This is a genomic window from Acidovorax sp. A79 (genome assembly GCF_041154505.1).
Classification (GTDB): Bacteria; Pseudomonadota; Gammaproteobacteria; order Burkholderiales; family Burkholderiaceae_C; genus Acidovorax.
Genome location: NZ_AP028672.1, coordinates 2888526 through 2903331 on the forward strand (window position 1 = coordinate 2888526; position 14806 = coordinate 2903331).

General features: G+C 68.2%; 12 protein-coding genes. 4 read left to right on the forward strand and 8 right to left on the reverse strand.

What is annotated here, in order from left to right; translation table 11 throughout:
- Positions 1 to 10: 10 nt before the first annotated feature.
- The 6 genes from ACAM51_RS13245 to ACAM51_RS13270 form a co-directional block, all read right to left on the reverse strand.
- Positions 11 to 508, reverse strand: a complete 498-nt coding sequence (locus tag ACAM51_RS13245) for a L,D-transpeptidase (protein ID WP_218297067.1) — start codon at positions 506 to 508, stop codon at positions 11 to 13.
- Positions 509 to 513: 5 nt separating this feature from the next.
- On the reverse strand, positions 514 to 2220 hold the full coding sequence (locus tag ACAM51_RS13250) for an NAD(P)-binding protein (RefSeq protein ID WP_369640882.1): 1707 nt from the start codon (positions 2218 to 2220) through the stop codon (positions 514 to 516).
- A gap of 195 nt (positions 2221 to 2415) precedes the next feature.
- On the reverse strand, positions 2416 to 3936 hold the full coding sequence (locus ACAM51_RS13255) for a polyamine aminopropyltransferase (protein ID WP_218297212.1): 1521 nt from the start codon (positions 3934 to 3936) through the stop codon (positions 2416 to 2418).
- Between the two features lie 92 nt (positions 3937 to 4028).
- Positions 4029 to 4247, reverse strand: coding sequence for a DUF350 domain-containing protein (locus ACAM51_RS13260; RefSeq protein ID WP_218297211.1), 219 nt, complete (start codon positions 4245 to 4247; stop codon positions 4029 to 4031).
- A gap of 101 nt (positions 4248 to 4348) precedes the next feature.
- Positions 4349 to 5860, reverse strand: coding sequence for a DUF4178 domain-containing protein (locus ACAM51_RS13265; protein WP_369640883.1), 1512 nt, complete (start codon positions 5858 to 5860; stop codon positions 4349 to 4351).
- Positions 5861 to 5964: 104 nt separating this feature from the next.
- On the reverse strand, positions 5965 to 7020 hold the full coding sequence (locus ACAM51_RS13270) for an SPFH domain-containing protein (protein WP_218297064.1): 1056 nt from the start codon (positions 7018 to 7020) through the stop codon (positions 5965 to 5967).
- Positions 7021 to 7285: 265 nt separating this feature from the next.
- Between ACAM51_RS13270 and ACAM51_RS13275 the strand changes: the two genes are divergently transcribed.
- Entirely contained in the window at positions 7286 to 7555 is a 270-nt protein-coding gene (locus ACAM51_RS13275; RefSeq protein WP_218297063.1) for a DUF2061 domain-containing protein, read from the forward strand.
- 201 nt (positions 7556 to 7756) lie between these two features.
- On the opposite strand, the gene ACAM51_RS13280 is transcribed toward ACAM51_RS13275, so the two are convergent.
- Both ACAM51_RS13280 and ACAM51_RS13285 read right to left on the reverse strand, forming a co-directional pair.
- A complete protein-coding gene (locus tag ACAM51_RS13280; RefSeq protein ID WP_218297062.1) occupies positions 7757 to 8062 on the reverse strand; it encodes a flagellar basal body protein in 306 nt (101 codons plus the stop codon).
- Positions 8063 to 8140: 78 nt separating this feature from the next.
- Entirely contained in the window at positions 8141 to 9043 is a 903-nt protein-coding gene (locus ACAM51_RS13285; RefSeq protein ID WP_218297210.1) for a LysR family transcriptional regulator, read from the reverse strand.
- A 209-nt stretch (positions 9044 to 9252) separates the two neighbouring features.
- Here ACAM51_RS13285 and ACAM51_RS13290 point away from each other — a divergent pair, with 209 nt between their 5' ends.
- The 3 genes from ACAM51_RS13290 (at position 9253) to ACAM51_RS13300 (ending at position 14805) form a co-directional block, all read left to right on the forward strand.
- A complete protein-coding gene (locus tag ACAM51_RS13290; protein WP_369640884.1) occupies positions 9253 to 10617 on the forward strand; it encodes an aspartate aminotransferase family protein in 1365 nt (454 codons plus the stop codon).
- 86 nt (positions 10618 to 10703) lie between these two features.
- A complete protein-coding gene (locus tag ACAM51_RS13295; protein WP_218297060.1) occupies positions 10704 to 12224 on the forward strand; it encodes a CoA-acylating methylmalonate-semialdehyde dehydrogenase in 1521 nt (506 codons plus the stop codon).
- 235 nt (positions 12225 to 12459) lie between these two features.
- Entirely contained in the window at positions 12460 to 14805 is a 2346-nt protein-coding gene (locus tag ACAM51_RS13300; protein ID WP_218339385.1) for an NADP-dependent malic enzyme, read from the forward strand.
- Position 14806 lies beyond the last annotated feature (1 nt).

Below are 14806 nucleotides of genomic sequence, written 5' to 3' on the forward strand. Positions count from 1 at the left end.
CCGCCCCCTGTCAGGAGGCGGCGCCCTCCTCGATGCGCACCAGCGTGCCGACGGCGACCCGGTCGAACAGGTCCATCACGTCGGCATTGGCCATGCGCACGCAGCCGTGCGAGGCGGGCACCCCGAGGGGCGATCCCTCCGGGCAGCCATGGATGTAGATGAAGCGGCGCAGCGTGTCCACCGCGCCGCCCCGGTTCACGCCGGGTTCGCAGCCGGCCAGCCAGAGGATGCGGCACAGGATCCAGTCGCGCCCCGGGTGCCGTGCCGCCAGCGCGGGCGAATAGATCTCGCCGGTGGCCCGCCGCCCGACGAACACCGTGCCCGGCGCGCAGCCCGCGCCCACCTTGGCGCGCACGCGGTGCTGGCCGCGCGGGGTGCAGCCGCTGCCCTTGCGTTCGCCCACGCCGTTCAGGGCGGTCGATACCGGGTAGCTGCGCTCGATGGCCCCGGCCACCACCAGGTGCAATCGCTGCTGCGCCACGTGGATGTGCAGTTCAGGCCCAGCCATCGGGGTCAGCCCGCCGCCACCAGCCCCGCGCCGTGCCCGCGCGTGAAGGCCTCTTCGAACACCGAGTAGCCCGACCAGTCGCTGTGCGCGAACGCCAGCCGCGCCGTGGCGGGGGTGGGAATCCAGGGCGTTTGCTCACCATTTGATAGCTGCCTGCGCTTTCCTGGTAAGCGCTGGAGGCCAATCTGACTTAAAAAGCCGAGCATCCCGGGCGTGGGGATGGCCATGGCGTGGCCGTAGCGCGTGATGTCCACGCGCGTGGCGCGCTGGCGCAGGTCGGGGTGGGGCACCGCCAGCGCGGCCAGGATCGGATCGGCCCAGTGCTGCCAGGGCTGGGTGGCGAGGTGCTGGCGGCCGTCGGGAGCATCGCCCAGCGCCTGGTAGTAGGTCAGCACCGTGGGCCCCGCGAGCACGGCACGCGCGTCCAGGCGCTGGTGTCCGGCGTTCACGTAGCCCAGGCCGCCCGCCGTGGGGTCGGCGTACAGAACGTTGTCCCAGGCGGGGGCGGCGCCGGGCCTGTCGGTCAGGGCACTGTCGATGTGGATGTTGGCCACGAGCCAGGGCGCCCAGCCCAGGCGCCTTGCGGCGCCGGTGAGGAACGCGGGCGGGTTTTGCACCACGCGCGCCGCCATGAACACCGGCAGCGCCACGATGCAGCGCGGCGCCTGCCAGCGCTCCACGCTGTCGGTGGCGTGGTTGAAGGCATCCACCTCCACGCCGTGGCGGTTCTCGGTGATGCGCAATACGCTGGTGGCGGCGCGCAGCTGGCCGCCACCTTGGGCACTGTTCTGCAGCGGGGCCGCCAGGCGCTGGGTGATCCAGCCATTGCCCTGCGGCCAGGTGAGCACGCTTTCGCGTGCCTCGTCCGCGGCCTCGCCCGGGGCGTGAAAACCATGGCGGCTCGCAAAGTAGTGGATGCCCGCCCATGCCGACACATGCGCGGTGCCCGCGCCGTAGTCGTCGCGGCAGCAGTAGTCGAGGTACCAGCGCAGGTGCGGATCGTCCAGCTCCTGCTGCTGCAGCCAAGCGTCGAACGTCACCGCATCCAGCGCCTGGTGCGCGGGTGCCAGGGGCTTTCTGGCGTCCAGCGACTTGAGCACCGGCATGGTGAAGCGCGCGGCCTTGGACTGCTGCGCCACGGCCTGCGCGAAGCGGCGGTACTGGGCCAGGGTTGCATCGTCCACGCCCTGCACCGGCAGCAGGCCTTCCTGCCATGCGCCTTCGAAGAACAGGCGCTCCTGCGGGCTGTGGCACAGGTGGCGCTCGTCGTAGCGCCAGCGGCCGGCCACGCGCTGGCGCAGGCCCAGCTCTTCCAGCAGGTCCTGCACTTCGCGCGCATCGTCGCCGGGCACCGGCAGGTAGTGCGCGCCCAGCGGGCAGGCAATGCCCTGCACGGCCCCGCCCCGGCTGTTGCCGCCCGCGCTGTCCTCCAGCTCCAGCAGCGCGAAGTCCGCGATGCCCGCCAGCCGCAGCGACCGCGCCGCCGCCAGCCCCGCCACGCCGCCGCCCGCGATGATGACCTGCGCGCGCCGCACCACGGCCGGCGCGGGCCAGGAGCCGGTCTTGAGCCAGTCGCGCAGCTGGTGGCCGCGCGCCATGTCGATGCCGGTGAAGCCGCCTTCCAAGACGCGAGGGGCCTTGTCGCAACCCGGCAGGAGCACCGCGGCGGCAGCCGAGGCGGCGGCGGTGGCTAGGAAATGGCGACGTTGCATGGCGTCAGTGTCTCCGGGTGTACGCAACGCCTGCGCGGCTTGCGACCGGCGCGGCCCAGACCAGCGGCCCCCGCGCAAGGGCCGCAAAGCCGCATTGGCGGCGCTTCGCTGGCGTGCGCTGGGGGCGTCCCCCTGCCCGCTGCGCGCAGCGCTGCGAGAGCGGGGGGAAGACGCGAAGCGGCTCAGGGGGGCTTCTCAATGTTTTCCCCACTCGCGCTCGTACGTGTGCACCAGCGCCTGGTTGGACAGCCGGTTCACCTCGGCGGGCACCCGCGCCATGTCGCGCGGAAAATCGAACAGCAGGGGCAGCGAGTCGGTGCCCAGAAACCGCAGGCCATCGGGCAAGGCCCCGGGCAGGCGCCAGGGCCTGCGGCTGGCGATGATGAAGCCCCATTCGCCAAAACTGGGCACATGGGCGTGGTACGGCGCGGCCTGCAGGCCCACGGACTCGATGGTCTGCACCACGGTCCAGAAGCTCTGGCGCGCCACCAGCGGCGACGTGGTCTGCACCACCGCATAGCCGCTGGCCGCCAGGCGCTTGTCCAGCAGCGCATAGAAGCTGTTGGTGTAGAGCTTGCCGATGGAAAAATTGGTGGGGTCGGGAAAGTCCACCACGATGACATCAAACGTGTCCGATCCCTCCTGCAGCCAGCCAAAGGCATCGGTGTTGACGATCTTCACCTTGGGGTTCTGCAAGGCGTTGCCGTTCAGGCGCGCGAGCGTGGGGTTCTCGCTGAAGATCTTTGTCATGGCCGGGTCCAGTTCGACCAGCGTCACGGACTCGACCGACGGGTACTTGAGGATCTCGCGCACCGCCATGCCGTCGCCACCGCCCAGCACCGCCACGCGTTTGGGCGCGCCGTGGGCCGACATGGCGGGGTGCACCAGGGCCTCGTGGTAGCGGTACTCGTCGGACTGCGCGAACTGCAGGTTGCCGTTGAGGTACAGCCGGTGCCCCACACGCCCGTGCGTGACCACGATGCGCTGGTAGGGCGATGCGGTGCTGAACACGATGCGGTCCTGGTAGAACTTGTCCTCGGCCACGCTGGTGATGTATTCGGCCCCCGCCAGGGCGGCCAGCAGGATGCCCAGCACCATCACGCAGGCCGCCAGGTGCGCCTTCAGACGCCGCAATTCATGCCGGAACAGCCACACCGCCCACAGCGCCACGGCCGCGTTCATCAGGCCGAAGAGCAGCCCCGTGCGGATGAGCCCCAGGTGCGGCACCAGCAGCAGCGGGAACGCCAGCGACACCGCCAGCGCGCCCAGGTAGTCGAACGTGAGCACCTGCGAGACCAGGTCCTTGAGCGCCACGTTGCGCTTGAGGATGCGCATGACCAGCGGGATCTCCAGCCCCACCAGCGTGCCCACCATGAGCACCATGCCGTACAGCAGGAAGCGGAACGCGCCCGGCGTGTAGGCGTTGGCCAGGAACAGGGTGGCCGGCAGCGCGCCGCCAACCAGCGCCACCAGCAGCTCGATGCGCAGGAAGTGCGCCGGCAGCTGCCGCTCGAAGTAGCGCGACAGCCACGAACCCACGCCCATGGCGAACAGGTAGGTGCCGATGATGGTGGAGAACTGCAGCACCGAGTCGCCCAGCACATAGGACGCGAGCGCGCCCGCGGCCAGCTCGTACAGCAGGCCGCAGGCGGCCACGACGAAGACGCTGGTGAGCAGGGCGATCTCGATGGGGCGGGGGCCGGAGCGGGCGCCCATGGCCTCGGGCGGGGAGGCGGGGGAATTCAGGTCGGATTGCAAGGCGGTCACCGGCGCGGCCCCGGGGGGAGCGCCGCTTCAGGCAAGGTGCGTCAGTGGATCGCCGCCGCCACGATGATGCTGATGCCCAGGCACATCGCCGCCACCACCAGGCCCAGCGCCTGGTTCTGCTTCTCGACGATTTCGCGCCACAGGTCATACGGCGTGATCTTGTCGACGATGACGAAGCACAGCCAGAAGATGACCACGCCAATCAGCGCATACAGGATGGACCCGAGGAACGCCGCGGGCCTGAGCCATTCGATTCCCATCATGATGTGATCTCCTTGAACGAAAAGGTTGCCGCCAGACAGGCTGGCGGGAAAGGTTGCAAAACTGCCGGCGCCCCCCGGGGGCTTGCGGCAACCCGGGGCTACTTGTGGCTGCCGCCGGACGAATACCCGCCATACGAGCCGCCCGAGCTGCGGTAGCTGGACGACGAGCAGTTCTCCACCCGCGGGTCGCAGCGGCTGCAGCGGCTGAGCAGCAACAGCAGGATGAGGATGACAATGGCGATGAGGATGACGGTGCCGCAGCCCAGCCCGGACTTGGCCACGAAGGGCCCCGGGTCGTCGCGCTGCAGCACGTCTTTCTTGTCGTCGAGCTTGAAGGCCTTGGCCACCGTGTCGCTGGCGAGCTTGTCGCCGGCCGACCAGGTGATCTCATTGGGGCTTTGCTCCATCGAGAGCAGGCCTTTGGCGCTGGCGAAGTCGCGGTTGGTGGTTTTCTGCCCGCGCGTGACCTGCCAGTAGAACTCGCCCAGCACATAGGTGGTTTCGGCCTCGTAGGTGTACTTGAGGTCGTACTTGGTGCCCATGTAGGTGGCCGAGCGCCCCGTGGCCGCCATCTGCGGCGCGCCCGTGGTGGGGCGCACCATGCTCCAGCCTTCTTCGGAATCGACCAGGAAGGCAAAACCGCGCTTCTGGTTGTAGAGCAGGTATTCGCTCCAGCCGAAGTGCTCGTCGTCGCCGGGCTCCACGCCCATGCGGTGCTGAAAGCCCACCACCTGCCAGTGCACGCCCTGCAGCTGGCCCTTGCTGCCCAGCGGAATGAGGGGCTGCACGGGCTCGTCCTGCTCGGCCGAGCGCAGCTCGCCGCCCACACCGCTGTCCAGGCTGATGATGCTGGCGCACGAGCCGCAGGTGACGCTCTTGGAGGTGGACAGCTGCACCTGCACGGGCGCGCCGCAGTGCGGGCAGTTGAACTGGCGGCCTTTTTCGTCCTTGGCCGATTCGTCCTTGAGGCCGGTGAGCTGCAGGTCTTCCAGCAGCACGGCCTTGCCGCGCTCGACGTTGGGCGGCGTGTGGCCGTAGTCGATGCTGACCACTTCGCCGTCGGCACTGCGCAGTTCGACCATGCCGAACGGATGGCCCAGCGGCGGCAGCTTGGGCAGCTCGCCCTGGGCCGAGATGAGCGATGCCTGGCCCGTGTAGGCCACGCTGTAGGGCTTGCCGTTGATGGCGGTGGTGCTGCCGATGCGAAAGCGCGCGGCCTCGGGCATCTCGCGGCCCGGGTCGATGGGGCGGGTGAAGACGTAGGCGCCGTTGTCCTCGCCCAGCGTGGCCAGGGTGCCGTCCTGCAAAAAGGCGGCCCATTCGGTCCAGGTGCCCGCGTCGCCCTTGTACTGCAGGCGGCCGATGAGGGTGAAGGGCACATCCTTGCCATCGAGCTGGATGCGCCCGCTGGCCATGAGCTGCAGCGGGCTGTGGTCGTCGAACAGCTCGGCCATCTTGCCCAGGCGCTGCAGCACGTCGCCATTGCGCACCACGGTGCTCTGGCAGTAGCCGCAGACGGCGTGCGTGGACTGCGCGCTGCGGAATTCAACCGGCGCGCCGCAGCCCGGGCAGGGCGCGCGGTAGTAACGCTGTGTGGGGTCGGTGGCCATCGGGGGGCTGCTGCCTGCGCCGCGCTACGCGGCTTTGGGGCCTTTTTGGCCTCTGGCGCTGATCCCTCCAGCGCAAGCAGCTATATTTATGATAGCAACCGGAATCAGACCAGCTTCTTGAGCAGTTCGGCCTTCTTGGCGTCGAACTCTTCCTGGGTCAGGATGCCCTTGGACTTGAGCTCGCCCAGCTTCTCCAGCGTGGCCATCACGTCCTCGGGCTTGACGCCCACTGCGGCCGCAGCAGCCGCCGCAGGCGCTGCCTGCGCGGCCGCACCGCCGCCTTGCAGGCCCTGCTGCAGGTTCTGCGCCAGCACCTGGCCCAGCGCCACGCCCGCGCCCAGGCCCATGGCGTCGCCCGCGATGCCGCCACCGCCATTGCCCGCGCCTTCGGCGAACTTGGGGATGGCCTGCGCCGTCTGGTACTGCATGAACTTGCCCATGTCGTTGCCGACCATGCCCATGCCGATCTTCTGGTCGAGGATCTTTTGCAGCTCCTCGGGCAGCGAGACGTTCTGCACCGTGAGGTTCTCGATCAGGAGGCCCAGCTTGGCGAAGACGGGCGCGAGTTCCTTGGTCAGCGCATCGGCGAACATGACCTGGTTGGCCGCCAGGTCCAGGAACGGCAGGCCGCTGCCCGCGATGGCGTTGCTGATGTTCTGCAGCACCAGGCCGCGCAGCTGGCCTTCGAGGTCGGCCACGGGGTAGGACTCGCGCGTGCCGGAGATCTCGGTGTGGAACAGCTTGGGGTCGGCGATGCGGAACGCGTAGTTGCCGAACGCGCGCAGGCGCACGGCGCCGAAGTCCTTGTCGCGGATCGTGATGGGCTGGGGCGTGCCCCACTTCTGGTCGATCTGCTGGCGCGTGCTGAAGAAGTAGACATCGCTCTTGAAGGGGGACTCGAAGAGCTTGTCCCAGTTCTTGAGGTAGGTGAGCACCGGCAGCGTCTGCGTGGTGAGCTTGTAGGTGCCGGGCGCGAACACGTCGGCCACCTGGCCCTCGTTCACGAACACCGCCATCTGCGACTCGCGCACCACCAGCGTGCCGCCGTTCTGGATTTCCATGCCCGCCATCGGGAAACGCCAGGCCAGGGTGCCGTCCCCCTCTTCAGTCCACTGGATGATGTCAATGAACTGTTTCTTGATGAAGTCCATGAGGGCCATGTGTGCTCCCGGCGGTTGTAAGAGGGGGTTGAAAAGAGCGGCCATCATAGCAACGGCACCGGTGCCGGCCGGCGCTTTTTTCAGCCCGCCGGCGTGAAGGGCTTCCCACCCGGGCGCGGCCCCGCCGCACCACCCGTCCGGCGCGGGCGTTTGATAGCGCCTATGTTTGTATTAGCCTGTACCAATTGGCTTTTGCTATTGAGAATGACTACCATTCCTTCATCCCTGCCGCCACGGCGGGGCTTGCAGATACCCGGAGTCCTCCATGTCCCACATCCGCCGCGCCGCCCGCCAGAACAAGACCATGCTGCTGAAGACGGGCAGCTACTACCTGATCCACATTGGCGTGGCCGCCCTGGTGGCCTACGCCGTGACCGGCAACCTGTGGGCCTCGCTCACCCTGAGCCTGCTCGAGCCCACGGTGCAGGCGGTGGCCTTCTTCTTCCATGAGAAGGCCTGGGACCGCGCCGCCCGGCGCCGCGCGCGCGACTCCGCCCTCGCCCACACGCCCAACGCGGCGCTGCAGGCCGGCTGACCTCCGTCACCCCAAGGAGCCACCATGTACACAATCCCCCTGCGCAGCCGCACCGCCACGGGCCTGGCTTTTCAGCGCTGGCTGGTCCAGCGCCTGGCCGGGCTGGCCCCCGCCGGCCCCGGCTAGGCACCGGAAGGAAACAGGAAAAGAAAAAAGCCCCGGCTGGCGGGGCTTTGTCGGGGGCGTGGACCGCGATGGCCGTCAGGCCTTCACGTCCAGCAGCGAGCCCATCATCTCATCCTGTGTCTTGAGGGTCTGCAGGTTGGCCTTGAACGCATAGGTGGCCGACATCTGCTCGACGGCCTCCTTCTCCAGCGCCACCCCTTGCGCCTCCTGCTCGCGCTGCACCGTGGCACGCACCCCCGCGCTGTCGGCGGCCTCTTCCTGCGCCACCACCTCGCGGCGGTAGCCCGGGGTGTTCATGTTGGCCACGTTGTTGGCCGACGCGTCCAGCCGCAACTGGGCGGCCTGAAGGCCGGAGCTGCCGATCGAAGAAATGCTTGCCATCACGTACCCCGCGCACAGCGCCCAGTCAAGGAACGGGGATTGTCCGCCCGCGCCGCTGCGCAGGCAAGGAAGGCGCCATCAACCATGCGCCTGCAGCAGGCATTGCGCGAAGGCCTGGGCCGCGCGCGGGGGCTGCGGCGACTTGCGCAGCACGCTCACGAACTGGCAGCGGTAGTGGAACCGCCCGGGCAATACCGCCTGCATGAGCCCCTGGCGCTCGAAGCCCTCGGCATAGTGGTCCGGCAGGAAACCCAGGTAGCGGCCCGAGAGGATGAGCGTGGCGATCGACTCCTGGTCGAAGCCCGTGGCCTTGCGCGGCAGGCGCGTGCTGTGGCTCAGCTCCATGTTGGGCGAGTGGTAGCCCAGCCCCGCGAACTGGTAGGCGCGCAGCGATTCCCAGGTCAGCGCGGCATGGTCGGTGCCGTGCAGGGGGTGGCGCGCGCCGCAGTACAGCAGCATGGTTTCGGCGAACAGGTCGGCATAGACCAGGCTTTGCGATGTGCGGTGCGCCGGGATGATGCCCACGTGGAAGCTGCCGTCGATCAGCCCGCGCTCGATGGCCGGGATCGAGGCCACGTGCATCTGCAGGCTCACTTCGGGCGCCTGGCTGGCGAACAGCGCGATCGCATCGCCAATGTGGGCGGCCGGGTTGCTGGCGGTCTTGTCGAACACCGCCACCTCCAGCCTGCCGCCCATGCGGCGGTGGATGTCATCGATGCTGCTGCGAAACGCGTCCACCGCGGACAGCAGCCGCAGGGTTTCGTCGTATACGCGCTGCCCCTCGGCCGTGAGCGCGAAACCGGCCCGCCCGCGCCGGCACAGGGTGAGGCCCAGGCGGGTCTCCAGGTCCTTCATGTGGCGGCTCACGGTGCTGGTGCCGATGTTCAGTTCCAGCTCGGCGGCCGACATGCCCCCGCACTCCGCCACGCTCTTGAACACCTGCAGCAGGCGCAGGTCCATGTCGCTGAGCTGCCCCAGCACGGCGCGGTGCCGGGCCGCGCTGGCGGGCGGGGCAGCTGCTGGGGTGGCGGTGGCGTGCGGGGTGGCGGGCATTACTTGCATAAACCGTCAAGTAAACATTGATATTGGACTATTTTAGAGATTAACCGCCAGCGCAACAATGCCACGCACCCGCCCTGCATGGACGGGCCTGCCCCTGCTTTTGCCGCCGTCTTGCACTGGAGAATCCCATGAGCTTCGTCAACATCGAAAAAACCGCCGCTGGCGCCGAAGGCCCCCGCATGGACGCCGAATGGCTGGAGGCGCACTGGATGCCCTTCACCGGCAACCGCAACTTCAAGGCCAAGCCGCGCATGATCGTGAGCGGCCAGGGCGCCTACTACACCGACGCCGAGGGCCGCAAGATCTTCGACGGCCTGTCGGGCCTGTGGTGCTCGGGCCTGGGCCATGGCCGCAAGGAAGTGGCCGAAGCCATCGGCAAGGCCGCCGCGACGCTGGACTACTCCCCGGCCTTCCAGTTCGGCCACCCGGCTTCCTTCGAGCTGGCCAACCGCCTCAAGGCGCTGACCCCCGCCGGGCTCGACTATGTGTTCTTCACCGGCTCGGGCTCCGAGTCGGCCGACACCTCGCTCAAGATGGCCCGCGCCTACTGGCGCGCCAAGGGGCAGGCCAGCAAGACGCGCCTGATCGGCCGCGAGAAGGGCTACCACGGCGTGAACTACGGCGGCATCTCCGTGGGCGGCATCGTGGGCAACCGCAAGACCTTCGGCCAGGGCATCGAGGCCGACCACATTCCCCACACCCAGCCACCGGCCGGCACCTTCCAGAAAGGCATGGCCGAGGACGGCGGCCGCGCGCTGGCCGACAAGCTGCTGGACGTGATCGCGCTGCACGATGCATCGAACATCGCCGCCGTGATCGTCGAGCCCTTCTCGGGCTCGGCCGGCGTGGTGATCCCGCCCAAGGGCTACCTGGAGCGCATCCGCGAAATCTGCACGCAGAACAACATCCTGCTGATCTTTGACGAGGTGATCACCGGCTTCGGCCGCTGCGGCGCCTGGACGGGGGCCGAGGCCTTCGGCGTGACGCCCGACATCCTGAACTTCGCCAAGCAGGTGACCAACGGCGCGCAGCCGCTGGGCGGCGTGATCGCCACCAAGGATATCTACGACACCTTCATCAGCCAGGGCGGCCCCGAGTACATGCTGGAGTTCCCGCACGGCTATACCTACTCGGCCCACCCTGTGGCCTGCGCGGCGGGCAACGCGGTGCTGGACATCCTGCAAAAGGAAGACATGCCCGGCCGCGTCCAGGCGCTGGCACCGTATTTCGAGCAGGCCGTGCATGGCCTCAAGGGCACCAAGCACGTGGCGGACATCCGCAACTACGGCCTGGCCGCGGGCATCACCATCGCCGCGCTGCCGGGCGAGCCCGCCCGCCGGCCCTACGAGATCGCCATGAAGTGCTGGGACAAGGGCTTTTACGTGCGCTACGGCGGCGACACCATCCAGTTGGCCCCGCCCTTCATCAGCACCGAGGCTGAAATCGACCGCATGGTGAACGCCCTGGGCGACGCCCTGGCGGAAACCGCCTGACACGCGGCACGCCTTTTGCTCCTGAATTGATAGCTTCCAGCGCTTGTCACATGGGCGCTGGAAGCATTTTTTAATCATATCCAGACATGAACCACGACAAGAACGTCACCACCACCATCGGCCACCTGATCGACGGCCAGCCCGTTGCCGACACGGCGCGCACCCAGCCGGTGTTCGACCCCGCCACCGGCGAGTCCCACACGAGCGTGGCCCTGGCAAGCAAGGCCACGGTGGAACAGGCCATCGCCTCGGCCCAGGCCGCCTTCCCGGCCTGGCGCAACACCCCGCCGCTCAAGCGCGCGCGCGTGATGGGCAAGCTGAAAGTCCTGCTCGAGGACAACGCCGACAAGATCGCCGCCCTGATCACCGCCGAGCACGGCAAGGTGCTGGCCGATGCGCATGGCGAGCTGCAGCGCGGCATCGAGAACGTGGAGTTCGCCAGCTACGCGCCCGAGCTGCTCAAGGGCGAGCACAGCCGCAACGTGGGCCCGTCCATCGACTCCTGGAGCGAATTCCAGGCGCTGGGCGTGTGCGCCGGCATCACCCCGTTCAACTTCCCGGCCATGGTGCCGCTGTGGATGTGGCCCATGGCCGTGGCCTGCGGCAACACCTTCGTGCTCAAGCCGTCGGAGCGCGACCCGTCCTCGACGCTGTTCGTGGCCCAGCTCGCGCTCGAAGCCGGCCTGCCGCCCGGCGTGCTCAACGTGGTCAATGGCGACAAGGAAGCGGTGGACACGCTGCTGGCCGACCCGCGCGTGAAGGCCGTGAGCTTCGTGGGCTCCACGCCCATCGCCGAGTACATCTACGCCGAAGGCTGCAAGCACGGCAAGCGCGTGCAGGCCCTGGGCGGCGCCAAGAACCACGCGGTGCTGATGCCCGATGCCGACGTGGGCAACGCCGTGAGCGCGCTGATGGGCGCGGCCTATGGCTCCTGCGGCGAGCGCTGCATGGCCATCCCCCTGCTCGTCGCCGTGGGTGACGAGGTGGGAGACGCCGTGGTCGCCGGGCTGAAGGCCGAGATCGCCAGGATGAAGGTCGGCCCCGGCACGGACAACGGCAACGACATGGGCCCGCTGGTCACCCGGCAGCACTTCGAGAAAGTGAAGTCCTATGTGGACAGCGGCGTGGCCGAAGGCGCGACCCTGGTGGTGGACGGCCGGGGCGTGCAGGTGGCCGCAGGCCATGAGAACGGCTACTTCCTGGGCGCGTGCCTGTTCGACAACGTCCGGCCCGGCATGAAGATCTACCAGGAAGAGATCTTCGGCCCCGTGCTGGGCGTGGTGCGCGTGAAGACGCTGCAAGAGGCGATGAACCTGATCGACGCCCACGAATACGGCAACGGCACCTGCATCTTCACGCGCGACGGCGAAGCCGCGCGCTACTTCACCGACCACATCCAGGTCGGCATGGTGGGCGTGAACGTGCCCCTGCCCGTGCCCGTGGCCTACCACTCGTTCGGCGGCTGGAAGCGCAGCCTGTTCGGCGACCTGCACGCCTACGGGCCCGATGCCGTGCGCTTTTACACCAAGCGCAAGACCATCACGCAGCGCTGGCCCTCGGCCGGCGTGCGCGAAGGCGCAGTGTTCAGCTTCCCCAGCAGCCGCTGACCGAGCCCCCGCGCCCAGGCCAAGACGCCCCGCAGCCGCCCCGGCTGCGGGGCGTCTTGCCTTGTGGGGGATTGCAGCCGATGGGGTCATGGCTGATCCACCCATATAAGCAGATTCGCTTACTAGGGTTTTCACGACCACCGCCCTACAATCGCAGACCCTTACAAAGCTGACAGCCACTGCAGCGCCTCTGCAGCCCGGTTTTTGCACCCACCCCCTGAGTTGGAGACACTGAATGCCCGAGAACACCACGGCCCAGAACAACAACAACGATTCCGACAAGCGCGCCCAGCTGCGCCGTGCCGCTCTCGAGTACCACGAGTTTCCCAAGCCCGGCAAGATCGCCATCGCCGCTACCAAGCAGATGGTGAACCAGCACGACCTGGCCCTGGCCTACTCGCCCGGCGTGGCCGCGCCCTGCGAGGAGATCGTGAAGGACCCCGCCAACGCCTTCCGCTACACCGCGCGTGGCAACCTGGTGGCCGTCATCAGCAACGGCACCGCCGTGCTGGGCCTGGGCGACATCGGCGCGCTGGCCTCCAAGCCGGTGATGGAAGGCAAGGGCGTGCTGTTCAAGAAATTCGCCGGCGTGGACGTGTTCGACATCGAGATCGACGAGAAGGACCCGGCCAAGCTGGTGGAGGTGATCGCCGCGCTGGAGCCGACGTTCGGCGCGATCAACCTCGAAGACATCAAGGCACCCGACTGCTTCTACGTGGAGCGCGAACTGCGCAAGCGCATGAAGATCCCCGTCTTCCATGACGACCAGCACGGCACGGCCATCACCGTGGCGGCGGCCATCGTGAATGCGCTCAAGGTGGCGGGCAAGAAGATCGAGGACGTGAAACTGGTCACCAGCGGCGCGGGCGCGGCGGCGCTGGCCTGCCTGAACCTGCTGCTCAAGGTGGGCGTGCAGCGCAAGAACGTGTTCGTCACCGACCTGGCCGGCGTGGTCTATGAAGGCCGCGAAGAGCTGATGGACGACGACAAGCGCCAGTTCATGCAGAAGACCGAGGCCCGCAAGCTGGCCGAGGTGATGGTGGGCGCGGACGTGTTCCTGGGCCTGTCGGCGGGCAACGTGCTCAAGCCCGAGATGGTGGCCACGATGGCCGAGCGGCCGGTGATCTTCGCGCTGGCCAACCCCAATCCGGAGATCACGCCCGAGCTGGCGCACAGCGTGCGCGGCGACATCATCATGGCCACGGGGCGCTCGGACTACCCCAACCAGGTGAACAACGTCCTGTGCTTCCCCTACATCTTCCGGGGCGCGCTGGACTGCGGCGCGACCACCATCACCGATGAGATGGAGATCGCCGCCGTCCACGCCATCGCCGACCTGGCCCAGGCCGAGCAAAGCGAGGTGGTGGCCGCGGCCTACGTGGGCGAGAAGCTGACGTTCGGCCCCGAATACCTGATCCCCAAGCCGTTCGACCCGCGCCTGATGATGAAGATCGCGCCGGCCGTGGCCCAGGCCGCCGCGGACAGCGGCGTGGCGCAGCGCCCCATCGCCGACATGGACGCCTACCGCGACCGGCTGCAGACCTTCGTCTACGCCTCGGGCACGACGATGAAGCCCATCTTCGACGCCGCGCGCACCGCGGCCCGCAAGCGCGTGGCCTACGCCGAGGGCGAAGAGGAACGCGTGCTGCGCGCCGCGCAGATCGTGGTGGACGAGAAGGTGGCCCGCCCCACGCTGATCGGCCGCCCGGCCATCATCGCCCAGCGCATCGAGAAATTCGGCCTGCGCCTGAAGGAAGGCGTGGACTACGACGTGGTCAACACCGATTTCGACCACCGCTACCGCGACTTCTGGCAGACCTACCACCGCATGACCGAGCGCAAGGGCATCACCCAGCAGGTCGCCAAGATCGAGATGCGCCGGCGCCTCACGCTCATCGGCTGCATGATGCTGCACAAGGGCGAGGTGGACGGCCTGATCTGCGGCACCTGGGGCACCACGGCCAACCACCTGCTCTACATCGACCAGGTGATCGGCAAGCACGCGGGCGGCGCCGACAGCACGGCGCAGGACGTGCCCGTGTATGCCTGCATGAACGGCCTCATGCTGCCAGGGCGCCAGGTCTTCCTGGTGGACACGCACGTCAACTACGACCCCACGCCCCAGGAGCTGGCCGAAATCACCGCGCTGGCCGCGGAGGAAATGATGCGCTTTGGCATCAAGCCCAAGGCCGCGCTCCTGTCGCACTCCAATTTCGGCACCAGCAACCACCCCAGCGCCGTGAAGATGCGCCAGACGCTGGAACTGCTGCGCCAGCAGGCGCCCTGGCTGGAAGTGGACGGCGAGATGCACGGCGACGTGGCCTTGGACGGCAAGGCCCGTGCGGCCCTCATGCCCAGCAGCGAACTGACGGGCGACGCCAACCTGCTGGTGTTCCCCAACATCGACGCGGCCAACATCGCCTACAACCTGCTCAAGACCGCCGCGGGCGGCGGCATCGCGATCGGCCCGGTGCTGCTGGGAGCGGCCAAACCGGTCCACATCCTGACGCCCAGCGCCACCGTGCGCCGCATCGTGAACATGACAGCCCTGACCGTGGCGGATGCCAACGTGTCGAGATAAG